The 24,379-nt window shown below is 55.5% G+C and carries 17 protein-coding genes; 7 read left to right on the top strand and 10 right to left on the bottom strand.

From position 1 onward, the window contains the following. Positions 1–88 precede the first annotated feature (88 nt). The 7 genes from FY034_RS03780 to FY034_RS03810 form a co-directional block, all read right to left on the bottom strand. A complete protein-coding gene (locus tag FY034_RS03780; protein ID WP_265553867.1) occupies positions 89–1,435 on the bottom strand; it encodes an MFS transporter in 1,347 nt (448 codons plus the stop codon). A gap of 321 nt (positions 1,436–1,756) precedes the next feature. Next, complete coding sequence (locus FY034_RS03785) at positions 1,757–2,419, bottom strand: flavodoxin family protein (RefSeq protein ID WP_265553868.1); 663 nt, start codon at positions 2,417–2,419, stop codon at positions 1,757–1,759. A gap of 179 nt (positions 2,420–2,598) precedes the next feature. After that, positions 2,599–4,305: an FG-GAP repeat domain-containing protein gene (locus FY034_RS03790; protein ID WP_265553870.1), complete on the bottom strand. Its 1,707-nt coding sequence runs from the start codon at positions 4,303–4,305 to the stop codon at positions 2,599–2,601. A gap of 131 nt (positions 4,306–4,436) precedes the next feature. Beyond that, positions 4,437–5,621 (bottom strand): hypothetical protein, encoded by a 1,185-nt coding sequence (locus tag FY034_RS03795; RefSeq protein ID WP_265553872.1) that lies wholly within the window; start codon positions 5,619–5,621, stop codon positions 4,437–4,439. Positions 5,622–6,318: 697 nt separating this feature from the next. Next, positions 6,319–6,486, bottom strand: coding sequence for a twin-arginine translocase TatA/TatE family subunit (locus tag FY034_RS03800; protein ID WP_012469014.1), 168 nt, complete (start codon positions 6,484–6,486; stop codon positions 6,319–6,321). Between the two features lie 53 nt (positions 6,487–6,539). After that, positions 6,540–7,058 carry a cytochrome c3 family protein gene (locus FY034_RS03805; RefSeq protein WP_265553873.1) on the bottom strand — a complete coding sequence of 173 codons (519 nt, stop codon included), beginning with the start codon at positions 7,056–7,058 and terminating at the stop codon, positions 6,540–6,542. A 211-nt stretch (positions 7,059–7,269) separates the two neighbouring features. Then, the gene (locus tag FY034_RS03810) at positions 7,270–8,823 is read right to left on the bottom strand and encodes a flavocytochrome c (protein ID WP_265553875.1); all 1,554 of its coding nucleotides are present in this window, start codon (positions 8,821–8,823) and stop codon (positions 7,270–7,272) included. 246 nt (positions 8,824–9,069) lie between these two features. Here FY034_RS03810 and FY034_RS03815 point away from each other — a divergent pair, with 246 nt between their 5' ends. Next, positions 9,070–10,707, top strand: coding sequence for a sigma-54-dependent Fis family transcriptional regulator (locus FY034_RS03815; RefSeq protein WP_265553876.1), 1,638 nt, complete (start codon positions 9,070–9,072; stop codon positions 10,705–10,707). 100 nt (positions 10,708–10,807) lie between these two features. Here the strand turns inward: FY034_RS03815 and FY034_RS03820 are convergent, their stop codons facing one another. Then, positions 10,808–12,343, bottom strand: coding sequence for an FAD-dependent oxidoreductase (locus tag FY034_RS03820; RefSeq protein ID WP_265553877.1), 1,536 nt, complete (start codon positions 12,341–12,343; stop codon positions 10,808–10,810). 72 nt (positions 12,344–12,415) lie between these two features. Then, complete coding sequence (locus tag FY034_RS03825; RefSeq protein WP_265553878.1) at positions 12,416–12,784, bottom strand: cytochrome c3 family protein; 369 nt, start codon at positions 12,782–12,784, stop codon at positions 12,416–12,418. Positions 12,785–13,118: 334 nt separating this feature from the next. On the opposite strand from FY034_RS03825, the gene gluQRS reads away from it, so the two are divergent. The 3 genes from gluQRS to FY034_RS03840 all read left to right on the top strand — a co-directional run bounded on the left by gluQRS (position 13,119) and on the right by FY034_RS03840 (position 19,594). Then, positions 13,119–14,030 (top strand): tRNA glutamyl-Q(34) synthetase GluQRS, encoded by a 912-nt coding sequence (gluQRS, locus tag FY034_RS03830; RefSeq protein ID WP_265555213.1) that lies wholly within the window; start codon positions 13,119–13,121, stop codon positions 14,028–14,030. Positions 14,031–14,120: 90 nt separating this feature from the next. Next, positions 14,121–18,188: a tetratricopeptide repeat protein gene (locus FY034_RS03835; RefSeq protein WP_265553879.1), complete on the top strand. Its 4,068-nt coding sequence runs from the start codon at positions 14,121–14,123 to the stop codon at positions 18,186–18,188. Continuing rightward, a complete protein-coding gene (locus FY034_RS03840) occupies positions 18,185–19,594 on the top strand; it encodes an ATP-binding protein (RefSeq protein WP_265553880.1) in 1,410 nt (469 codons plus the stop codon). Before FY034_RS03835 ends, FY034_RS03840 begins: the two co-directional genes overlap by 4 nt. 111 nt (positions 19,595–19,705) lie before the next feature. Here the strand turns inward: FY034_RS03840 and mnmH are convergent, their stop codons facing one another. Beyond that, entirely contained in the window at positions 19,706–20,728 is a 1,023-nt protein-coding gene (gene mnmH, locus FY034_RS03845; protein WP_265553881.1) for a tRNA 2-selenouridine(34) synthase MnmH, read from the bottom strand. Between the two features lie 137 nt (positions 20,729–20,865). Between mnmH and FY034_RS03850 the strand changes: the two genes are divergently transcribed. From FY034_RS03850 to FY034_RS03860, 3 genes are all read left to right on the top strand, one after another. Further along, positions 20,866–21,843 carry a class II fructose-bisphosphate aldolase gene (locus FY034_RS03850; protein ID WP_265553883.1) on the top strand — a complete coding sequence of 326 codons (978 nt, stop codon included), beginning with the start codon at positions 20,866–20,868 and terminating at the stop codon, positions 21,841–21,843. A gap of 135 nt (positions 21,844–21,978) precedes the next feature. Continuing rightward, complete coding sequence (locus tag FY034_RS03855) at positions 21,979–22,353, top strand: PilZ domain-containing protein (protein ID WP_265553884.1); 375 nt, start codon at positions 21,979–21,981, stop codon at positions 22,351–22,353. A gap of 15 nt (positions 22,354–22,368) precedes the next feature. Continuing rightward, positions 22,369–24,354, top strand: a complete 1,986-nt coding sequence (locus FY034_RS03860; protein ID WP_265553886.1) for a methyl-accepting chemotaxis protein — start codon at positions 22,369–22,371, stop codon at positions 24,352–24,354. Positions 24,355–24,379: the final 25 nt, after the last annotated feature.

The raw sequence follows: 24,379 nt of genomic DNA on the forward strand, positions 1-24,379 counted from the left end.
CAGGGGCTGGTGAGTACCGGCCCCTGTGCGTTGGTCTTGTCTGTGTGGATGTCAGCTACAGTTTTTGAATCAACCGTCAAGGCGGTTCTTACACCTCGCCACGGGCGGTTGAACGCATATGCCGCTGCAGGATGACGACGACTATGGCGATAATCAATGCGCTGCTGCCGTTGACGGCGCAGATGTCAAACACGCTCCAGTTGCGGGCCAGATAAAATCCGCCAACGGCCGGTGCGAGGAATGAACCGATCTTGCCGATGCCGTAGGCCCAGCCGATGCCGGTGGCCCTGATCTCTGCCGGATAGACCGCCGATGCCAGACCCATCAGTGCGGAGTTGCCGCCGTTCACAAAAAGCCCAGCCAGTACGGAGACCACGATAACCACGGCAAAGGGGTAGCCCGATGAGAAGTAGCCGAACGCCAGCATGGCAAAGAAGGCGGCCAGGAAGACGTATTTTACGACGTTCAGCTTGTTGTATTTGTCCATGCAACGGCCGATACAGAGTATCGCCACCACGGAGCCCAGGTGAATGAAGGCGAAGCCGATGCTGTACTGCTGGACCGACGCACCGCTCTTCTTGAGCAGGGTGGGTACCCAGGAGAAGAGGATCCAGAGCAGATAGAAACTCATGTAGAACAGGATCCAGAGCAGTATGGTCGTCAGCAGGCGGTTGTCGGTAAACAGTGACTTGAGGGAGCCGCTTTTCTCTTTGGTCTGGCTGGTGACCGTCAGTTCGATATCTGCGGAGGCCGGTGATGCCGTGTCGATCCGTGCCAGAATCTGGCGGGCCTTGGCGAGGGACTTGGCTGTTCCGGTCCTGACCAGGTGGTGCAATGAGTCAGGCAACAGTGCCAGGACCAGCAAGGCGATAATCACCGGCGCGATCCCGCCCACGATGAAGACGGACTGCCAACCGTAGTGGGGCAGCAGCCAGGAGGCGGCAAACCCTGCGATCATGGCGCCGCACGGCATGCCGGCCCACATGTAGAGTGAAAGAGAGGTGCGGATTCTGGCCGGAGCATATTCAGTGCCGAAGGCCAGGGCGTTGGGGATGGCGCCGCCCATGCCGAGGCCGGCCAGGAAACGGTAGGCTGCCAGTTCTTCAACACTGGTGATATGGGTGGTCATGTAGGTGAAGAAACCAAAGACAATGGCGGAGCAGAACATGGTCTTCTTGCGTCCGACACGGTCAGCCAGCATCCCCAGCAGGACTGCTCCGATCATGGGGCCCAGCTGTCCGGCACTTAGTGCCAGACCCAGTTCACTGGGCTTGGCGTTCAGATGCTCGGCGATCTTGGGTAGTGCCACACCGATGACCGTCAGGTCAAAACCATCAAGAAAGACGATACAGAAACAGAGTAGACAAACTGCTGTTTGATAGGGCAAAAAAGGAATATTATCAAATACTTCGTTAACGTTCACAGACCTGCTCACGTGTGACCTCCCTCAAATCGTATTCCGGTTCATTAGCTTCTTTACACTGATGAAGCTCAGTTGGAGAAAAGCTGCATGGCAATCTTTCGATACGGTCCTGCAACATCTTGAACGGATTCGCGCGAAAATCGGTTAATGAGAGGGTGAGCAAGAACGGTGCCATTGTTGCAAAAATGCAACTTATCGATTTGATGAGTTTTGTTCAAGTATTAAAATAAAACTGCCGCCAATAATGAGAAGAATTTTCTCGATTTGATTTTAATGGAAAGGTGGCAGAATCTGTAAACAGAATAACGGCTGGAATGGCACGGGAGGTGCCGGTTAATGGTGTTCTTGCCAGTATTGAAACTCAAAGCTCCAGTCATCCCTGCGGGATTCCACCAGTCGTTTCATACGGGCCTTGAAGCTGCCCCGGTAACCGGCCTGATCAGGGAAATGATCCTGCTCCCGAATGCAGCGGCAGAGTTCGCTGCCCAGTTCCCGCGCCCTGTCAAAGAGTTCTGCCTGTTTGGGGAAACTGCGTTTGCCGCTCACTTGTGAGCTGACTGACCCCACTGACTGGGCACCGGTAGAGTTGATGAAGCGGACCATGTAGTGCAGCAGTTCGTCATGCTCTGCGCCACCGGAGGTTGCCGCCACTGCTCCGTACTTGCCCTCAAGTGCCAGGCAGTGGATCAGGCAACTACTGCGGTCAAACAGGGCCTTCAGCTGGGCGGTGACACTAAAGATGTAGTTGGGGCTGGCCAGGACAAAGCCGTCGCAGGCCAGCAGCCGGGCCTTGATCATCTCATAGTCATCCGGCAGGTGGCAGCTGCCGCTCTTGTGGCAGGCATCGCAGCCGAGGCAGGGCTGCAGATTCAGCACAGAGAGATCAAGCAGTTCCAGTTCCGATGTGGCTCCAAGACCGGCCATGACCTCTTCAAGCAGGCGGCCGGTATTGCCGCGCATGCCATGGGGACTGCCTATGATAACGGTAATCTTCACGTCTGCCTTCCTTGGTGTCAGCCTGCTTGTAATCCTATGGCATGCCTGGCGATTGATCCGGGCGAAGCAGATTGCAGGGCTTGTGGCCGGTGCAATCTGCCTTGCCGGGATGCGTGCAGCAGGTTGGCTGTTTCCCGCCCCTGAACGTCTTCAGGAGCGGGAAGCAGGGTCTCTATGGTTCAGGGGGTATCCAGTTGATAGAGACGCAGAGCTGCCTTGCGGTCTGCCACAGGGTTGGTTTTGGGGAACGCCACGACGCTGAGCAGTCTGGCCTTTTCGCCCGCCTTGCCCGGCAGTAGTTTGAAGTCGGCCAGGTAGCTCTTGTCCGGCGCGGTATGCCAGACCTCTCGCAGGTCGCTGCCGTTCCAGCGGAACAGTTTCAGATCCGACTTGAGGTACATCTTGAGGCGGCCCAGCAGGCTGATGCCGCTGTTGGCACTGACCAGGATGTTGCCCTGGGGGGTCAACTCGACCCGGCCCTTCAGGTAGACGTTCCGTGCATCACCGCCGCTGGCGACTTCTTCTGTCATCTCAAAATAGGATTCGGTGCCGCCGACGGTATCGGCGCTGCTTGCCAGCTGCTCGCCTTTGGCGGTCTGGATGACAAGGTAGCCGTCATCGTCAATGCAGGCGTAAAGGGTCTGTCCCCGGCTGCTGAATGCTGTGAAACCGTAGATGGTAACCCGTTTGGGGAGTGAGAGATCTGTTCCTTTGACCAGCTGGTCGCCTGAACGCTTGAGCTTGAAGACCGGTCCGGCAAACTCCCGGCCCCGGCTGTCGTATTCCTGGCCCAGCAGCACATCGCCCTCACCGGGCAGGGCAACCCGACGCAGATGCCAGGGGATCTTGGTTACGGTTGCGCGGAAGCGCTTGTCGCGGAATTCAATCCCGATGCCGGCGGGATTACCGTTGCTGTTCATGGCTGATACATACAGCTCCGGCAGGCCGTTTTTGTTCAGGTCCACGGCATCAAGGGCATAGGCCTGGCTGCCTTGGGCAAGACGGATAGCCCCCATCATCTGGTAGCCTTCCGCAGTGATGCGGCCAATCTCAACCCGGTCGGCAAAGGCAATTGCAATCTCCTGGCGGCCGTCACCATCAAAGTCGCCCGCCTCAACGCCAACCGGCGTTCCTTTCAGTGTGGCGTAGTTCCAGAGCGGTTCACCGCCGGGCTGCACCACGCCGCCCGTCATCACCGGCGGCAGTACCGCAAGTGGAGGCTCCGCTGCCGGTGCCGTTGTTGCTGCCGATGCCGGCTGACTGGGCTGGGGGGATGGGGTGACCGGGTAGCTGTGGATCAGTTCGAAATCCGGTGCGCGTACTTCAACTGCCTGGCTGGTCAGGATAAAATAGAGCGCCGGGCTGAATGTGGCGGGCCGGACCGGGCTTGCCGGACGTTTCTGCTGGGCAGTGGCATAGTCCTGCCAGTTCAGGTGCGGTAGCGCGGTTTGCAGTTCCTTGGCCAGCTGTTCACCCTGGCCGGTGTAGTCCCATACTATAGCGGGAATGTCCTGGAAGCGATGGATTACGTCACCGCGCTTGATCCCTGTAATGGTCCCGACCGGGCGGCTGTGGGAGTAGCCCTGCTTCAGACGGATCAGCCGCAGCAGTCCTTTGCGGGTTTCCTCGGTTCCCAGCACCTTTCCGGTGATCGGGTGTGTAATCGTGGCACCTGGGCCGACAACCGTGAACAGATCACCGACGGCAACACCCTGGCCGATTCCCAGGTCAATCAGGTACTCTTCTCCGCTGGATTGCACGACATACCCCGAGAGCGGTGCGAAATCGCGAACGGCCTGATCCGGCAGTAGTGTGGCGGCAAAACTGCAGGTGGCGGCTGCCAGCAGCAGTAGAACCGTGCAGGTTGTTTTCAAAATGGTAAACATAGGTTCCCTCCTTCGTGTTTGTGCAGTCCCTGACAGGCAGGTGCTGCATAGGCCACTTCCCCGTGTGGCTGTTGAGCAGGAGGCCAGCCGTGCCGAAGCAACGCCGGTCTGACCTCCCTGTCTGCCTGCTGCTAGAACTTCATTTCCCACTTGATGCCGGTAGCATAGATTCTTTCTTGTTTTGTGCCTGCAGCACTGCGCATCTCATTCAAGAACGCAAATTCCGGTACGATGTTGAAGTTTTTGGTGACGGCGTATTGCAGGTTGGCAAAGGCGGCCATCCGGTCATCGCTTGTGCGCCCGCGCATCTCGTTGGATTCATAGGCAACACCGGTAAACATCTTGACCTTGTTGTTCAGGGTATAGCCCAGCTGTCCCCAGCCGCCATAGGTATAGGCGTTTTTGCCGGTGGCCGGGTTGTTGCTGTAGAAGGAGCCGGCCGCCGCAGCGGCGTTGTTCATCAGGTTGCCCAGGTTCTGGGCTGTGTGACCGGCCACTTTGATTTCAAACGGAGCCAGGTCGATCTTGGCGTGGGCAAAACCCAGGTAGGAGTAGATTTCATCCTTGCCGGTCTGTACGTTGCCGGCAACGGTCCTGATCTTGTAGTAGTTGCCTGCCACACCGCCGCCGTAGGTCACGATACCGGCCTTGCCTTCATAACCAAGGACAGTCTTGGGCATAAAGGTGTCGAAATCGGTATAACCGGCCATGTAGGTGGTACTGGTCATGTTGAAGGGGGTGTTGATATAGCCGTTACCTGCGTTGGTGGTTGGTGAGTTGGTGGCTCCGATGCCAGCCAGACCGACGTTTTCCTGACGCATGAGGGCAAGATAAAAGCCGTTATTCATGGACAGTTTGATCTGGGCATACCGGCCGTCGAAGAGTGATGCATAGCCGTTGAAACCGCCGTCGGCGTCATAGATCATCTCTGAACGATAGACATAGGGGCTGGGGGCATAGCCGACCCGCAGTTTGCCGTTGCCGAAGTTCCACTCACCAAACAGCATCCGCAGTTCTACACCGGCGGAACGGTTTTTTGGGTTGTAGGCGCCGAGTTCTGCCAGTGCCGAGAAATCGCCTTCTTTTACACGCATACCTACGTAGCTGTCCCCTTGCAGGTCCAGGGTGAAGTCGGCATCGTGCAGCGGGTCTCCTGCGGGATTGTAATAGGTACTTGAGGTCCACCAGGTTGCCACCCGGATTGCGCCGTAGGGGGTGACTTCCAATGCCATGGCAGGTACTGACAGACCAAGGGTTGCTGCGACAAGCGATGCGCCGATGATACTTTCTTCATGCTGTGCTCCTCCTCGCTTCAAGTAAGTGATCGCTTCCCTGGAAAGGGAGCGGTAGTATCGCCACGCCAGGCGTGGTCATGCGGTTACTGATTCACTCCGCCGACACCGGCTGCATGTCTGACGGTGCCTTTTACAACTCACCTCCTCTCGCCTGAAATGATGTCTATGAAGAACCGGTTGGTACCGGATTGTGTTCCTTCTCTCATCTGTAGCGCCATGTGCGTGAAACGGCTGAGGCCGAGAGAAGGAGGGGGAATCCCTGCGTCTGCACCCTTCACGCACATGGCACGGGCCGGACTGTCCGGCGATGCTCAGACGCCGGCTTGGAGAGCTGGTTTGCAGTCGCCGTGCCATAGTGATAATTTGTTGAAAATCAAGCTAAATCAGTGTGTTGTGATGATGCTTGTTTGATTTGGTCTTGTCGGTTTGATGTGTGAGGCTTTCATTATGAGAAGGTTTACTTCTGAATTGAACGGTCTGTTGCGGGTGGGTCATTCTCATTTCAGGAGCGAGGGGAGCAATCTTTTTCACGACGAGGCGCAGCGTCTCCTGGATACGGGATACCCAGGCAGGCAGATCTTACTACTGATGCAGTTGATTCGGATAACAGGGGGAAATCAGCAACCGGGACAGCCCTGGAGAAAAGGGACTGTCCCGGTCGAGTCTGAGGCGGAAGTAACGGCAGGTGGCGCGGGGATAACCAGGAGTGTTGAGGGGCTCAGGCCTTTTTGTCCAGCTCAATGGCCTCTTTGCCCTCGCTTGCCTCCTTGAAATTACGGATTCCTTTGCCAACGGCCCGGCCAACTTCAGGCAGTTTTCCAGCGCCGAAGATCACCAGCACTATGGACATGATGACGATAAGCTCCGGCATTCCAAAACCAAACATAACGATGCTCCTTTGTAGGTAATTTGTTGTAACCATCCCGATATTAAGCGGCCTCAGGGCAGTTTGAAGTTGAAGGTGTGGCACTGCATACAAAAGTTTTCACCCTTGGCATGCTGGTGGTGGCAGACGTTACAGTCCAGCGCCGTTCCGTAATGGGGTGAGGTATGCGGGTTTTGGGGTTTTACCCCGGCGGTCTTTTCCGCCAGCTTGGCCGGTTCATGGCAGGCCTCGCAGACAGCAGCTTCAACCGGGGTCTGTTTCTTGGTCGTGCCGTGGCATTTGACACAGCTGACACCGGCCAGCTGATGCCGGTGGCTGAGCGGCAGCTTCCCTGACAGGCTGGCAGGGCTGTCTTTGCTGTGGCACTCCAGGCAGGCGGCCAGGGTCATTTTGGCGGTTTTGGGGTGGCCATCCGGCAGGACCCTGTCCTTGCCGTGGCAGGCGCTGCAGTTGTCCGGCTTGGCAGCGGTCAGGCGTTTGGGGGCTGCAAATGCAGGCAGGGCCACGAGCAGGGCGAGTGCCGCTACCGTGCATAGCGCAGCAGATCTGGCTGGAATGAAGGTTGTGTACATGGTTGAAGCACTCCTTATACCAATTCCATTTCAAGGCGTTCTCTGCGTTGGCTCGTCATCGGTTCCTCAGCGTACTGCGTGTACGCCTTGCGCCGCCGAATGCCTCGCTGCCTTGATAGCGTCCTTGAGCTGGAATTGGTGTTAAGTATACGTGGTAGTTCCCTGAAGTCGGGTTGAGCGTTTCTGCACAACCCGACTTCAGGACCGGCTACTAGCCCCAGTTCTTTTCTTTGGCTGCGTTCTTTCCGGCGATCCTGCCGAAGACAACACAATCCAGCATGGCACAGGTGCCGAGGCGCACGGCACCATGCACCCCGCCGGTCACTTCGCCGGCAGCGTACAGCCCCTTGAGCGGCTTGAGGTTGAAACCTTTGACCTGGGCATTTTTGTCAATCACCAGACCGCCCATGCAATGATGCACCCGCGGCCAGAGCCGGCAGGCATAAAACGGGGCTGCGACCGTCGGAGTGGTCTCCGGGAAGATCTTGCAGTTGAAGTCAGGATCCTTTTTCTTCTCAACATAGGAGTTCCATTTGGCGATTTCCTCCTTGAGCGCAGCCAGGGGGATGCCGTAGGTGGCAGCCAGTTCTTCGATCGTATCAAATTTTTTGATTGCACCGTTTGCCATCCCTTTTTCCAGGGTATGGGGCAATACCTGTCGTTTGACGTTCACCGCGTCGCCAAAGATGATGGTCGGGTAGCCCAGTGCCATCATGGCGTCAGCCCGTACCTTGCGGTTACCGGTTTCCTGAATGAAGCGCCTGCCGCTTTTGGGGTCAATCATCGGTCCGTAGCCCACCAGACGTTCACAAAACTGCGGGACATGGCCGAAGCCCTTTTCATCGGGACTGGTCCAGGGGCCCATCTGGATCCAGTCCATCTGTACATCCATGGCACCGGCCTGGCAGGCGGCCAAGGTGGCCTCGCCGGTGGCGCCCGGATGGTTGGTGGAGTCAAAACGGCTGTCAATCCGGGGGTCCTGGATCTGGCGCAGCTCCACGTTCTGGGAGAAGCCGCCTGATGCCAGTACCACCGCCTTGCGGGCCTTCACGAAACTTGCTTTGCCGGACCTGTCGTCCGGAAATTTGTAGCCCTTTCTGATCTCCAGGCCGACGACCCTGCCTTCCTTACTGGTAATCAGGCGCTCCATCTTGGTGGTAAACTGAAACTTGACCCCCATGGATTTGGCCTTGGTAAACAAGGGGTTGACCAGGCCTGAACCGGATGCATTATCGGTCTGGACCGACCGCTTGACCGAGTGACCACCATGAAAGACCAGCTTGACAAACCTGGCCCCGACAAAGTTCTGGCACCAGTCAAGCGCTTCACCGGACTGCTCGGCAATGGTGCGGGCCAGTTCAGGGTGGTTCAGGCTTGAGCCGGCCTTCAGCAGGTCTTTCATGAACAGTTCCGGCGAATCCTGAATGCCGGCCTCTTTCTGCCACTTGTTGCCTGCAACCGCCATTTCCCCACCGTTGATGATTGAGTTGCCACCATGGGTACGCATTTTCTCGATCACCAGCACCTCGGCACCGGCATGCCTGGCCTCGATTGCCGCCGACAAGCCGGCAAAACCGGTTCCGACAATGATGACGTCATAGGTTTCATCCCACTTCTTCGGCATCTCTCCGCAGGCCGCCTCTGCCTGCCGGACTGTGGCGGCCAGTCCGGTCATGGCCAGACCGGCAGCTGCTGCAACTGCCCCGGTGGTTTTCAGGAAGCTTCTGCGGGTTACTTCGGATTCCTGGCTGATTTCGTCACTCATACGGCATACCTCCCTCGTGAAGTTGGCCCTGGCGGGCTGCATCTGACAAAACTGACTCTGCTGCATACGGTTTGCCGGGCACACCGGTCCGGCATCCGGGTCATGCTGTAACATCTGATAGCAGTTCCTGTGCCAGTGCTGTGTGCGACTTAACATGCTGAAAATGCTGGATGTCTGTTTTTGGCGCTTGACGTAACACTTTAATTTTGCGAAACGGATTTTAAAATTTGAAGTGTAGGGGCAGCCATGAAGACCTCACAACTTGATTTCAGGGAACTGCTGTCGTTTAACCCCCAGGGGGGGGTGATCCGTTTTCTCGGCCAACGGGCCTACCTGGTCGATGCAACTGCCCAGGGGCTGCAGCGCAAAGAGTTTATTGATGCCTTCGGGCCGGAGATGGTGCGCACCATCGTTACCCGCTCGGCCTATGCCCATGGCTGGCGGGTTGCCGATACCGTCAAGACCGAGTTGCCGGAGGTCTGGGCTGAGGCAAAGGAAGGTAAGCTGGGACCGATGCTGTGCGCCCTGTACGGCTTCGGGGAGATTGTCAGCAGCCGGCGCACCGATGGTCTGGGGGATGAACCACTGGTTGAGACCGTGTTGAAGGATTCGTTTGAGGCTGAGCAGCATCTGATGCTGGCGGGAGGATCTGATGAGGCGGTCTGCTGGCGCTACACCGCCTTTGCCAGCGGCTATGTATCGCGGGTGCAGGGCCGTGAGGTGTACTTTATTGAGGATAGCTGCCGCGCCAAAGGTGATGACTACTGCCGGATCAAAGGCAGGTACCTTGAGCAGTGGGGGGACGAGATCAAGCCGTACCTGCCCTATTATCAAACCAAGAATGTGGAATCCATTTGTGCCGAGCTGCGCAGGAAGCTGCAGGCAACGGAAAAACGCCTCAAGCATTATCAGCGCGACATGGCCTTTCTGCATAATGAGTGCGAGGAAAGTAACTGCTATCCTGTTTCCCGCAGCAGTGTCATGCAGAAGGTGCTTGATTTTGCCCGGCTGCTGGCAGAGGTGGATTCTTCAGTCCTGATTACCGGTGAGAGCGGTGTCGGTAAGGAACGGATGGCACTTCAGATCCATTCCCGGTCGCCGCGCTCCGGCAAGCCGTTTCTGGCAGTTAACTGCGGGGCGCTGACCGAAACGCTGCTTGACAGTGAACTGTTCGGCCATGCCAGGGGGGCCTTTACCGGAGCAGACCGGGATCGCATCGGGCTCTTTGAGGCTGCAGCCGGAGGGACCCTGTTTCTTGATGAGGTGGGGGAGGTCTCTCCGTCCATGCAGGTCAAGTTGCTGCGGGCGCTGCAGGAACGGGAAATCCGCCGTGTAGGCGAGAGTCAGCCGCGCAAGATCGATGTACGGATTATCTCTGCCACCAACCGCAATCTGCAGGATGCGGTTGCAAACGGTGGCTTCCGGCAAGACCTTTTTTACCGCCTGAAGGTGATTGAGCTGCATATCCCGCCACTGCGGGAACGGACTGAAGATATCCTGCCCCTTGCGCGCTGCATTCTGAATGCCCTGGCAAAGGTCATGGGGAAAAATGTGACCGGCTTTAGCCACCAGGCGGCTGATAACCTGTTGTGCTACGAGTGGCCGGGTAATATCCGTGAGCTGCAGAACGCCATTGAATATGCACTGGTGCTCTGCCGCAGCAATCAGATCGATGCCGAGGATCTGCCTGCCGAGGTGCGCAACTCACTCTTCAGGCCCACGGCCGTGAGCGGCATCAGGTCCCTTGAGGCAATCGAACGGGATTATATTCTTTCCGTACTGGCGGTTCAGGGGAACAACAAGGCCCGTACTGCAGAGAAACTCGAGATCAGTCTGGCAACCCTGTACAGGAAGCTGCGGGAATACGGCATGATGGATCGCTGAACCGGTACGGGGAGGGCGGTTGGGATATTGATAAAGCCCCTGCGGAGTGTGACTCCACAGGGGCTTGTCTGTTCAGGCCCGGTTTGAACCCGGTACCTTGTTACTGCTTGAAGGACTTGACAGCATGCTCCGCGGCAAAACGGCCGGAGTTGACAGCGTAGCCGGCAGTGCCGCCACCCAGCAACAGGTCGTAGGAATCGCCGTACATACCGCCGGAGTCGGTGCCGACGGCGTACAGGCCGGAAATCGGCTCACCTTTGGCGTCAACAACCTGGTTGTCGCGGGTAACCTTCATGCCGCCCAAGGTGCCCAGGTGACGCGGGGTCAGCTTGGTGGCATAGAAGGGGCCGGTGGCGATCTTACGCAGGAACTTGGCCGGCTTGCCGAACAGCTCATCGTCGCGGCTCTCGGCGGCCTTGTTCATCTTGTCAACACTGGCCTGCAATACTTCAGGCTTCATGTTCAGCTGTTTGGCCAGCTCTTCAATAGTATCAGCCTTAAAGACATTACCGCGCTTGCGTGCCAGCTCTTTGTTAAAGGAATCCTCCCACTTGACCAGCTTGGTGCCGGCGATAACCCATTCACCCAGCGGCATTTCAATCCCCTGTTCAACCGCCAGCTTGCGGGTTGCGTCGTCATAGATCGAGTACGCTATACCGCCGATCCGTACCAGGGCGTTGTTGGAGTAGGGCCAGAAGACGATGCTGGATTCATCGGTGTAGCGCTCGCCGCGGGGGCTAACCCAGAAATAGGGCTGCACTGCCAGGGCGATCATCTGATCGGCCGGATGGAAGCCGGGCAGACCGGGACGATAGCCTTGCATGGTATGCATACCTTCAAGCTCAGCACCGGCCTTTTCACCCATCCGGATGCCGTCGCCATCCTTGCCGATGTTACCCACGACGGTGATATCGGGGTATTCGGGATAGTACTTCTTCATCATCTCTTTGTTGTTGGCAAAACCGCCGGTGGCCACAACCACGGCCTTAGCGTTGATACGTATCTTCTCGCCGGACTTGTCCTTGGCCCAGACGCCCACCACCTTCCCGCCGTCCTTGATCAGGTCGGTACCGGGGGTCTGCAGCAGCACCTGACCGCCATGCTCTTTGACGTAGCGCTCAAACACGTTGATGATGCGTTGGCAGTGGTAGTCGTGCTTGTCTTTGCCGGAGATGTAGTCCGGGCCGGGAGCAATTACGTGCCAGGTCAGGGGGCCGCCGTGGCCGCCGACACCGACATACTCAAACTTGATCCCCATTGCTTCCAGCCAGTCAAGGGTCTCGGCCGAGCGGTCAACAAAGTGTTTGGCCAGGGCGCCGTTGTTCTTCCAGTGGCCGTAATCCATGATCAGCTTGAAGGCAAAGTCCTTGGTGACGTTGATGCCGATCCGCTTCTGCAGCTTGCTTTCCGCAGCAAAGAGACCTTCACAGAACTTGCCGGTGCCACCCACGCTGGCCTGCTTCTCCAGCACGATCACCTTGGCACCCAGTTGGGTGGCCTGGGTTGCAGCTGCCAGACCGGAAAGACCGCCACCTACCACGGCTATGTCGGTGTCCATCACCTTTTCGGCAAATGCCGGGATCGCGCAGGCGATCACAAGCAAGGCCGAAGCCATACTGCTCCACAGCTTCTTCATATCTTCCTCCTGTGTTGGGTGTAGGTCCCTGAACAGCTGTGGTCAGGGACGAGAAAACTGTCTGCTAACCGGTTATTTAGGCACAAAGTCGAAGGTATGGCACTGTCCGCAGACCAGTTCCGACGGTTTGTGGGTGCGGTGGCAATCGGTGCAATTGATCTCGCCCATATGTGATTTGTGCGGGTTGGCATGGGCCTCTTTGTCTGCCGGGTTGGCGATATGCTTCGGTTTTGTTTTTGCGGCCAGTTGTTCGTAACTGCCGTGGCAGGACAGGCATGCCTCGTTGGTTGGACCTGCCTGTGGCGCATCGGTCTTGTGGCAATCAGCACACTTGAAGCCCATTGTGGCGTGGGGACCGCCAACAGTGAGTGCGTTGGCGCCGGAAATGCTCGTGCCCAGTACGGCCAGCATCATCAGCAGTTTCAGGAAACTCGTTTTCATGGATGGTTTCACCTCCTGACATTGGTAAATGTGGTGCGGTCGCCTGCGGACCCCGGGCCTGTGCCGCTGTGGAGCAGTGCAGGGATAGCGCACCCGCTTTGTAAATTGCAGATGGTGTGCCACAAATATAACATCACGATATTACAGGTATAATTTGTTTTTGTGGTTGACTTGAACTATCGAAATGATAGGGTGTCTACTGAATTGGAAGGGACTGGTCCCCGACAGGTGGTACAGAGAAACCGCAGCCGATTTCCGTTCTGCCGACAGACGGGGCCACAGCCGGGCATGGTTGAAAACAGCATTGATCGTACAAGGATGGCATCAGCAGATGATGGAACGTTTTTGCACAGACCCAGCTCAGGTTATTGGCCGTTTCGCTCCGTCTCCAACCGGTCCGTTGCATACTGGATCACTGGTGGCTGCGGTGGGCAGTTGGCTGATGGCGAAACGTGCCGGCGGGCAGTGGTTGCTGCGGATTGATGATCTGGATGGTCCCCGCTGCCGGCAGGAGTTTGAGGACGATATCCTGCGGACCCTGGAGCGGTTCGGCCTCTGCTGGGACGGTGCCATTACCCGCCAACGTGACAACAGCGCCGCCTATGCCGGGGCCTTTGAACGTCTGCGGGAACTGGGGGCCGTCTATCCCTGCGGTTGCAGCCGGGCCGAGATCGCCCGCAGCGCCTCTGCCCCCCATCCCGGCGAAGAGATTCCCTATCCCGGCAGTTGCCGTAGTGGCCTGCCGGCCGGGCGTGAACCGCGGGCCTGGCGGCTGCGCACCGCAGGTGTAGAGGTTGCCTTTGATGACCTGCGCCACGGCAGGATAACCACCGAACTGGAGCGGAGCGGAGACTTTGTGGTCAAACGGGCGGAAGGTTTTTTTGCCTATCAACTGGCGGTGGTGGTGGACGACCACCTGAGCGGCGTCAATCAGGTGGTCAGGGGGGATGACCTGCTGGACTCAACCCCGCGGCAGGTCTGGCTGCATCAACTGCTGGGCTGGCCGTTACCGGCTTACTGTCACCTGCCGCTGGTAACCGCTCCCGATGGGGGCAAGCTCAGTAAGCGGGATGCTGCGGTCTCACTTGCCGATGGCAGGCTGACCGGCAAAGAGTCTGAGCTGTTGGGCTGGGCCCTTGATTTCCTTGGACTGGCAGTGCCGGATGCACTGCGCGGGGCGGACTGCGCAGAGTTGTTGAACTGGGCGCGGGAGGCATGTTATCCCTCAAAATGTATCGGCAGGTAGAAGTTGCAGCAGCTTGTTGATATCATTTGGGGAGTCACTGTTTTTGCTGTATGGTGAACCCATTAAACTTAACATGCAGGTGGGGTGGCCGTGTACACTTTGATCTCTTTTGCCACACAATGGGGAAGCAAATACGGCGGTATCAATTCGTTCAACACTGATTTTCTGAGCGCCCTTGGGGTTGCCTATCATCTTGGCATACAGGTTGTTTGCGTTGTAACCAGTGCCACCAGCGAAGAGATTGAACAAGCACGCAACGCCTACGTAACCCTGATCCCCCTTCCATATTCTCCAACAGATAAACTGCTTTCAGCAACACATGCGCAGACAGCACTTAATGAGTTGAAGCGCCGTGATATCGTTTTTGATCCCACTAGAACAGTATGGCTCGGCCATGACAGAATTACCGGTGCAGCAGCCATTGCAGCGGCACAACAGGCTGGTGGACGAGCTGTTCTGATGCATCATATGAGCTATGACCACTACGAATCGTACGCGGAAAATTCAGCCACAGCGAAAGATAAGGTTGAGGAACAAAAAGCTCTTTTCCGGCAGGCCGATATTGCGATGGCAATCGGACCTGTCTTGCGTGATGCGCTGAGCGACATTCTGGGTGCAGTAAAGTCGGCCCACATGTTGGTCCCTGGTTTGGCTGACATATCGCTCCGTGAAGCGCCCAAGACATTTACCGCCTTTCTCAGTGGACGGTTAAACGACGAGACCGCTCGTATCAAGCAAGGGCACCTCGGCGTTGCCGCATTTGCTCAGGCGCATCGCAAGGTATGCGATGACGGCATGCCGGACGGTTTGTGCAGGCCGCCCAAGTTGGTGTTGCGGGGCGTTGATTTTGAAACTCAAGCAGGCTCGCCCTCAAACACAACCACAACTGACGCGGAAACAGAACTCAAGAGATTTGCACAAGGCTATGCTCAAAGCGTTATTAATCTACAGGCGCTGCCGTACACGCATGACAGGCAGGTGGTCTATGATGAACTGAGTGGTTCGAGCGTAGCGTTGATGCCATCCTGGCATGAAGGATTCGGGCTTGTTGCATGGGAAGCCATTGCGGCAGGTGTGCCGTTGATCATAGGTGAGAATAGCGGGGTATACCGTCTGCTGGAAGAACTGTATCCGGGCAGCGGCACAGGGTGTGTATATCCGGTAAAAGTTAGAGGGGATGTAGACCATCCCTTTTTCCGTGAAGAAGACCTGCAGGCCGTAATGCTGGAACTTATCAAAATTGCCAACAAACCGGGAGATGCTCGACGCAAGGCTGGTGCATTACGGAATATTCTTGAAAAGCATACCTGGCCGAATTGTGCAGAAGAGGCTGTTCAGGTCTTTGGTTGGAACGTCCGGAAAGGTAGCGTGCCACCTGTTACCCCTGAACAGATTGCAGCAGTGCTGAACGTTCCTGAACCGTCCGCCCAAGCCTCAGTAGCAGATTCTACACCCTTACAGATTCCTGCAAGACAGTGGAAAGCCGGTGGAGGTCTGGCCGATAGCCAGTTGTTGCGGGCAGAAGAGGCGCTGGTGCCGTTTGACCCTGCCCGTCAGCCCGATCTTGACACCTTGAACAGTTGGCTTGATGATCGGGAATGGCCTAACGCAGTCCGGTTGATCACTGGTGCAGGTGGGTTGGGTAAGACCCGCCTGGCTCTGGAGCTTTGCCAGCAGCGTGTGACAAACGGTTGGCACACCGGTTTTTTGGATGCCCAACTTGAACCGCGAGAGATGAAACGGGCTTGGGAACAACTTTATGCTTTCGATATGCCCGTATTGGTTGTTATCGACTATGCCGAAACCAGGCAGCCGGTACTGCTTGCCTTTGTTAAAGCAATCCTTCAACAGCCCGGCAAACATCCCGTCCGGATACTGCTGCTTGCCCGTGATGGCGGAGAATGGTGGGACAATCTGCCGAGCAAAGATTCTTGCTGCGAGGCCTTGCTCTCCGGCTATGCCACAACAGGACCATATACGCTGTCGCCGCTGCATCCAGAAGAGGAAGGCCGTCGTCATGCGTATCGCCAGGCATTGAACGCTTTTGCCGATGCTCTGGGGGTGAGTGTACCGGAGGTTACGCCTGAGCTGGCGGGAGAGCATTTCGGGCGACCGCTTTATCTGCAGATGGCTGCCTTGTTGGCACTGCACGGCGAACGCCCAACCACTGCAGAAGGTTTGACCAGGGCGCTGCTTAACCATGAACGCCGCTACTGGAATCGTTTGCTCACCAATTTTGTTTTCAGTGAACCGGAACAGCAAGCTCAGCAACTGTTGGCGCTGACTACCTTGGCGGGCGGCTTTGACACCCCGAGAGATGCCCAGATATACTGGAATAAAACGGGTGCAACCAAACTGAGTCCCGCTGAATTTTCTTCTCTATTCAAAGCTCTGGTACCACTTTACCCCGGCAAACAAGGCTTGCAAGCAGTACGACCTGACCTTCTTGGAGAGGCGTTGGTTGCACAAGCTTTAGTTGGCCCTGATGCTCCTCGCTTACTGGATGCTGTCCTGGCAAACGGCTCGCCACAGGTGATTCGCTGCCACTCCCTGACCATACTGGCCCGACTATCAGGCAAACACCCAGACTTGCATGAGACACTGTCAGATGCTTTGGCCCGACATTTTGCTCACTGTTATCGCGAAATATTGACTGTAGCGATTGAAACCAATGGATACCTGTCAGTTTTAGCAGAAAACGCCTTTTCACGCTTGCAACAGGCAGAAAAAGGTCAGATTGCGGGATTACTAGAGCCCCAACTTAAAGAAGAATCAATTGGTTTAGCCGAGCTAGGATGTCTGGTGTCAGAATATCTTGTAGAAAAAGCTTATAAAAAAATGCAACAAAAGCAAAACAAGGACACTCAAACTCATTACACAGGTATGTTGATAAATTTTTCTGTATCACTCCACCGAGTAGGGCGCAATGATCAGTCTCTAGTCTATGCTCTCAAGGCAGTTGAGCTAATTCGTGAATATTACGCTTTAAACACAAAATACTTTGAGCATGTCTACTCAACAGCACTAGGCAATTATTCTAACTGTCTAACGTATACAGGGAAATACGAAGCTGCTCTAGAGCCTGCCCGCCAAGCTTTGGAGATCCGCAAACGACTAACCCAGAAAAATCCTGATGAATCCGGCTACGCGATCTCATTAAATAACTACGCTATTTTATTGAGTGAAATTGGGCAAAACACAGAGGCCATTGAATACGCTCGTCACGCAATGGAAATTCGCCAACGCCAGGCCCAAAAAAAACCAGCTATATTCGACCCTGACTACGCAACAACATTAAGTAATTATTCAAATAGACTAGCTGAAGCAGAACAAAATAATGATGCTATTGAGTACGCCCGTAAAGCACTGACAATTCGCCTTCGACTGGCAAAGCAAAACCCAGATCGTTATGCATCAGACTATGCTGCGTCATTAAGCAATTATTCTAGTCGATTGTGTGATGTTGGAAATTACGAAGAAGCCTTGGATTATGCTAATCAATCATTTGAAATACACAAACTACTTGTTCAAAAGAATCCCGATCGTTTTGAGTGTGAATTTGCCATGTCACTGAGCAATCTTTCCTTGTTGTTAAGTGTAGTCGGCAAGAATGATGATGCCTACAGATATACCCTGCAGGCTGTAGGCATTTATCAGCGACAAGTTTTGAAGACCCCTCGACTAATTGTCGAAAAGTTATTCAATATAAACTGCTTGTTGGTTTTTATGAATTGGTTGTCATTTTCTGTCAAAAATACTGATTTGCAAAATATATTTGCTATTCCAACGGGAGTCCCCTGCCATCGCCAACAACGGATAAAACTGTATAGCTCATTCGTTCTTGCATGCTGTTTTGCTGCTCCCGTAATACGTGAGAATTATTTTGACCAAGTCATTATATTTTGGAATACATTGTCACGAGCAGACAGAGTGGGTGCAGAACCCTATTGGTTGTGCTCGGCGGCATGGTGTGCCAAGTATGCTCCTGCTGCCGTGGTCGAGCTGGATTGGGAAACCGACTGGCAAAAATTTGCCAAACAACGGCAAGGCCGCATTCCGCACTGGATGTTGGAGGTGGCACGACGGCTGGAATTCCAATGGCCCGATTGGACGGAACAATCCGATGAGCCGACAACACCTGTGGCAGGTCAACCATGAGCACCAGCATTCCTGAACTTGAACGCCTGATGTCGGCTCCCTATGAAGACGAGCACCTTGAATTCAAGGAGGCCAAGAACCAGTACGACACTACCAAGCTGTACCGGTACTGTGTGGCGTTGGCAAATGAAGGAGGCGGCAAACTGATTCTCGGCGTGACTGACAAGCTGCCTCGTTATGTGGTCGGCAGCACTGCCTTCCCTAATACCAGCGATATCCAGGCCAAAATATTTGAAAAGTTGCGCTTCCGGGTTGATGTTGAAGAGGTGAGTCACCCCGACGGGAGGGTGCTTGTCTTTCAGATCCCGTCACGACCGGCAGGTACCGCCTACCAGTTTGAAGGCGCATATCTGATGCGTTCCACTGAGGACACGGTTTCCATGACTGAAGACCGGTTGCGTTGTATCTTCAATGAAGGCAAGGCAGACTGGCTGGCACAAATCACCTTGAAGGAATGCAGCGCCGATGAGGTGGTCAGACTGTTGGATTCTCAGAGCTACTTTGACCTGCTTAAACTCCCCTATCCGGCCAATCGGGAAGGTGTTCTGGATCGTTTTGAGCGCGAACGGTTGATTGTCAGACAGGGAGAACAGTGGGGTATTACCAATTTAGGGGCTATTCTGCTGGCGAAACGGCTTGACGAATTCCCCGATCTAGCCCGTAAAGCGCCGCGGGTGATTGTGTACGATAGCACGAACAAGCTGCACACCCGCCTGGATAAGCCGGGTACCAAAGGGTATGCCGTTGGTTTTGAAGGGTTGATAGATTTTATCAACGGCCAGATTCCCAGCAATGAGGTGATCGAAACTGCTCTGCGTCATGAGGTTAAGATGTTTCCGGAGATAGCTGTCCGCGAATTGGTGGCAAATGCCCTGATTCATCAGGACTTCATGGAAAGCGGCAGCTCCGTCATGGTTGAGATTTATGCGGATCGTGTTGAGATTGCCAACCCCGGTAAACCGTTTATTCCGCCCGAGCGTTTTATCGACGAGTATCAGTCACGCAATGAACGGCTTGCCGACCTGATGAGGCGCATGGGAATCTGTGAGGAAAAAGGGAGCGGCGTGGACAAGGTTATCCATGCTGCCGAGGTATATCAGCTTCCTGCCCCTGATTTCCGTGTTGGTGAGCGACATACCAAGGCGATTCTTTTCTCTCACAAAGAATTTGAGGAGATGGATCGTAATGACCGTATCAGGGCTTGTTATCAGCACTGTTGCCTCAGATACGTCATGAATCAGAAGATGAGTAACCAAAGCTTGCGAGACCGTTTTAAGTTGCCGGAGAGGAAGACAGAGTCTGTGTCACGGGTAATCAGGGATGCGATGGTCGCTGAAATTATTAAGCTGGCAGACCCTACGATTACTTCGCTCAGATACCGCAGTTATGTGCCGTTCTGGGCGTAGCCGTTTATTTAGATGACACCGTTACTAACTCGTTATTGAGCGGTTAACTGGCTGATATCCAGTTTTTTTTTTATTTAGACGCAAAACGCGTTTCAAGAAGATGCAGTTTCATCACGATTCCTCGTTACAGATAACGGCCAGTTCCTTTTCTGCAGCAGCATAATCTTCAAGATTGATGGTCCCTTCCGGCTCCCATTTTCTGACCCGGTAATAGAGCTTGTCGTAGTACTGCTCGATCAGGTCCTGGGCCACCCCCGGGATATCCCAGGCTGCAAGTTTGTGCTGCAGCTCCGTGTACTGCGGTCCACCCAGTTTTTTTCTGATCCGCTCCAGCGCCTCTGCCATCGGCTGGCGGTATTCCTCCCGGGCGTATTCGGCAGACAGGCGCTTGACCCTGGTGCCCACGGACACCTCACACCAGACCTTGGTGCTGGCTGCCATGACCTCATACAGGTCACCGGGCAGGGTCACCCGGCCGATCCGTTTGCTTTCCCCCTCCACCACAATCGGGCGGTCAGCCGGGGCCTTGCGGAAGGCGTTCCAGAGCAGGGTCTCAAACCGTTTCTGGGGCGGCTGTTCACCCAGCCCCAGCGAACCAAAGGCTGAGCCGCGATGTCTGGCCAGCCCTTCAAGATCAATGGTTGTGTAACGTTCTGCGGGTAGCTGCTGCAGGAATTCGGTCTTGCCTGATCCGGTCATGCCGTGCAGCACCACCAGTTGTACCGGCAGGCTGACCGAGGCAAAGAAGGAGGTGACAAGGCTGCGGAACGATTTGTAGCCACCGGCCAGTTTGACCACCGGATAGCCGGTCATCTCCAGCAGCAGGGCGATCGATTCACTGCGCAGGCCGCCCCGCCAGCAGTAGACCAGTACCGGTCGTCCCTTGGCTGCTTCAGTTACCGTGGCAATAATGGCGGGAAAGCGGTGACAGGTCAGTTCCAGTCCGCGGACACGGGCCGGTTGCGGCCCCTGCTGCTTGTAGAGGGTGCCGATCTCCACCCGTTCAGCATCGGTCAGGATCGGCACATTGATGGCGCCGGGCAGGTGGTCTTCCGCAAACTCCAGTGGCGTGCGGGCATCGATGATACAGTGGGTCTCAAGCAGTGAGGGGTCAAACGGGATCGTACGGGCCATTGCGATCAGATACTCCGGTGGTTTTTTCTGGGATCACCCTTGCCATGCAGGGTGTTCAATGATACATATAAACACTCTTTCCCTAGTATTTGCAAGGTTACAAACCTTTCATAACACACATCCGCCAGGAGGAAACCATGGAGAAGAAACAGGTGCATTACAGCGAGCTGGGTCTGGTCAACACCAAAGAGATGTTTGCCAAGGCAATGGCAGGTAAATATGCCATTCCGGCCTACAACTTCAATAACCTGGAACAGCTTCAGGCAATTGTGGTGGCTTGCGTTGAAACCAATTCTCCGGTGATCATTCAGGTCTCCAAAGGGGCCCGCAGTTACGCCAACGAGACCATGTTGCGCTATATGGCCATGGGAGCGGTGCAGATGGCCCGTGAGCTGGGTTCCACAATTCCGATCTGCCTGCACCTGGATCATGGTGACTCTTTTGAACTGTGCAAATCCTGCGTAGACAGCGGCTTCTCGTCGGTCATGATCGACGGTTCCCATCTGCCCTATGACGAGAACGTGGCGCTCTGCAAAAAGGTGGTCGAGTATGCCCATCAGTTTGATGTGACCGTGGAGGGTGAACTGGGCGTACTGGCCGGGATTGAAGATGAGGTCTCTGCCGAACACTCCACCTACACCAAGCCGGAAGAGGTGGAGGACTTTGTCAAAAAGACCGGGGTGGATTCACTGGCCATCTCCATCGGCACCAGCCATGGCGCTTACAAATTCAAGGCCGGTCAGCCGGTACCGCCGCTTCGCTTTGATATCCTGGCCGAGTGCGAAAAACGCCTGCCCGGTTTCCCGATCGTGCTGCACGGTGCCTCTTCGGTGGTGCAGGAGTACGTGGAGCTGATCAACCAGAACGGCGGCAAGATGGAAGGGGCCGTTGGCGTGCCGGAGGAGCAGCTGCGTCAGGCGGCAGCCAGTGCCGTCTGCAAGATCAATATTGATTCCGACGGTCGTCTGGCAGTCACCGCCAAGGTGCGGGAATACTTCGGCAAGGATCCCAAAGAGTTTGATCCCCGCAAATATCTGGGAGCGGCACGTAACGAACTGATCAAACTGATCAAGCATAAGAATGAGACCGTATTGGGATCTGCCGGCAAAGCCTAATACAGCACAATAGCCGAAATTAACCCCCCTCAGTCCCCCCTTGTCAGGGGGGAAGCCTTGAAGCCTCCCCTGACAAGGGGAGGTTTGGAGGGGTTTGGTGCGAACCAAGGTGCTAGTTAAGCGAGGGTGATCGCCATGAGTACCAGAAAATTCTCCCGTGTGCCATTTCATGTCACTGCGACCGCTACAGTCGGCGGGCGCAGCTTTCAGGGCAAGGTCAGTAACCTCTCCATGAACGGGCTGTTTCTGGAGACAGCAGAGCGGCTGCCGGAAGGGCAGGCCGCCGATCTGGTCATCACCCTGGAAGGGACGGAGCCTGAAATAGCGGTTGCCTTTCAGGGGCGGGTCTGCAGGATTACCGAGGATGGTATCGGCTTTCATTTTGAAAAGATCGACCTGGATTCCTATACCCATCTGCGTAACATCATCGCCTATAACATGGCCGATGCAGAAAAGGTGATGGATGAGATCTTTACCAATATCGAAGAGAAAATCTCGTCAGGGGTCTGATTGCCCGGGGGTGTCATGAGTCGTTGTAGCCATTGTAAAACATACTCTGTCTTCGGCTTTCTTCTGGGGGTCGGGGCGCCGCTGGGCTGGTTGTTGTTGCGTCTGATACTGTTTAATGACCCCGGACAAACGATCTTTGAACAGCTGATAGGGGATATCGTCAAGGATGCCCAACACCGCCTGCTTTACCTGTATATGGGGGTCGGGACATCGTTTGTGCTGGGTACCGTCGGCTTTCTGATCGGCAGGACCGGGGATGAGCTGCAGCAGCGCGCCCATGAACTGGATGAACTGCATCAGGAGGTTGCCTCCCAGAAGGAGGTCTTTGAAAACCGCTTCAAGGTGCTGGACAGCAACGTCAAAAATTTCCATCAGATCAGCAGTAAAATCCAGACCTCGCTGAACCTTGAGGAGGTGTTGCTGCTCTGTGCCGAAGGCCTGCATGATGTGCTGGGGTATGAGCGGGTTAATATCCTGATGACCACCAAAAATGGCCGCAGCCTGCGCTTTGTAACCGCCACCGGCAGTCTGTCCCGTGATATAGAGGGGTTGGAGCTTCCGCTTGATCCGTCAATCGGGGTGATCTACCGCAGCATCAGCGAACGCAAACCGTACCTGATTGACGATATTACCCGCTATGACGAAAGCTATCACCTGCAGCCGCCCCATGATCGGATCGAGGTGCTGCGCTCCAAGAACTTCATCATCTGTCCCATGGTGGTCAAGGGTGAGGCCCTGGGTGCGTTTGCCATTGATAACAAACGTTCCCGCCGGGCACTGAACGAGTCCGATCTTGATACGATCATGCTGTTTGCCGATCAGGTGGCCAACAGCATCACCCGTATCAACCTGTTGACCTCGATTGATACCCTGACCACCGAGCTTGAAAGCTCGTTCTCGTTTCTTTTGTCCCATCGTGACCAGTACTCCAGAAATATTGAGGAACTGAAAGCCAGTGTCGAGTCGGTGGTGGATGGTGCCGCGGTAATCGCCTCGGCAGCGGAAGGTTCCACGGCCTCGGTGGATGAGACCAGTACGGCGGTCAACGAGATCTCGGTGGCGATTGAAGAGGTCTCCCGCAACCTGGATACCCTGGCCGGGATCGTGCACCAGTCTGCCGCAGCCATGGAACAGATTACCCGCAATATTACCAGTGTCGAGCGAAGCGCCGCCATCTCCCACGAGGTCTCCAGCCAGGTGCAGTCCCAGACCGAAGATGGGCGTACCGCGGTGAACGAGACCATCGGCTCTCTGGCAGAGATTCAGCACTCGGTTGAGGAGTCCTATGCCGGCATTACCCGCCTGGCTGAGAAAAGCACCCGGATCGAGAATATCGTCAACGTGATCAACGATATCACCAAACGGACCAACCTGCTGGCCCTGAACGCCTCGATCATTGCGGCCCAGGCCGGTGAGTACGGCAAGAGTTTCGGCGTGGTGGCGGATGAGATCCGCAACCTCTCGCTGCAGACCGGCCACTCCACCGGTGAGATCACCGGTATCATTGACGAGATCATGTTCGAATCCCGCCACGCTGCCGATAATATTACCGCCACCAAAGGTCTGGTTATGCGGGGGGTTGAGCTGGGGCACGTCATGGGCGAGACCCTGCAGGCGATCTATGATCGCTCGGTCTGCTCAATGGAGATGACTTCGGAGATCAAACAGGCCACTGAAGAGCAGTCGCAGAGTGTCCAGATGGTGGCCCGTTCCATGGAAGATATCAGCAGCATGACCTCCCAGATCTTTAACGGCTCCAAGGACCAGGCCAAGGCCACCCGCAGTATTGCCCGGGCGATTGAGACGGTTAAGGAAATGGCCCACGAGATGGTGCAGTCCACCTCCAGTCAGGTTGAGGATGGGCGCAGGATCAGGCGTACGGTGGAGTCGGTCAGTGCCATGGTGCATCAGATGTTTGATAATATGGAGGCCCGCCGGGCCCAGTCGTCAGAGGTGGTCAAGGAACTTGAGTCGATGAAGAGCACCACCTGTCAGTTGTAGTCCTGATTCCAACTCAAGGATTTCG

This window comes from Trichlorobacter lovleyi (genome assembly GCF_015239775.1).
Taxonomy (GTDB): domain Bacteria; phylum Desulfobacterota; class Desulfuromonadia; order Geobacterales; family Pseudopelobacteraceae; genus Trichlorobacter; species Trichlorobacter lovleyi_B.